This window comes from Bradyrhizobium sp. Ken01 (assembly GCF_055807355.1).
In genome coordinates, this window is sequence record NZ_JBVVPC010000261.1 from 1 (window position 1) to 250 (window position 250).

Annotated in this window: 1 protein-coding gene; it reads left to right on the plus strand. The window is 58.8% G+C overall.

Features of this window, described 5'->3' with window-relative positions; all coding sequences use genetic code 11:
- Positions 1-8 precede the first annotated feature (8 nt).
- The coding region (locus AC0L3S_RS39580) for an aminotransferase class III-fold pyridoxal phosphate-dependent enzyme (protein WP_473285406.1) at positions 9-250 on the plus strand (242 nt) is incomplete at its 3' end.

Sequence of the window (250 nt, forward strand, 5' to 3'; positions counted from 1 at the left end):
GGGATACGATGAAGAATTCAGCCATTTCCGAACGCAAGAACCAATCGATTTCCCGCGGCGTCGGCATGACCACGCAGATTTATGCCGACCGGGCTGAAAATTCGGAAATCTGGGATGTCGAGGGGCGTCGCTATATCGATTTCTCGTCGGGCATCGCCGTCGTCAACACCGGGCATCGCCATCCCAGGGTGATCGAGGCGGTCAAGGCACAGCTCGACCGCTTCACCCACACCTGCCACCAGGTGGTGCC